Genomic DNA, 203 nt, shown 5'->3' with positions numbered 1-203 from the left:
TGAAGTTCTCCATCGGCTATCAGTTCTGACAGGTAACCTCCTGCATAGACCTTAGCCAGTGTCTATCGCTTCGGGGACTGTGCGCTTCGCGCCAGTCCCCTTTTTTATGTCACCTTATTGAACCACGGTATTCCGGCTTACAGATAGACCTCCTCCCTCCGGCTTTCCGCCTTGCGACGCATCAATTCCGCTTTTTCAGGCAA

This window comes from Marinimicrobium sp. UBA4209 (assembly GCF_002381585.1).
GTDB classification, from domain to species: Bacteria; Pseudomonadota; Gammaproteobacteria; order Pseudomonadales; family Cellvibrionaceae; genus Marinimicrobium; species Marinimicrobium koreense.
Note: the sequence above shows the minus strand (reverse complement) of the source record.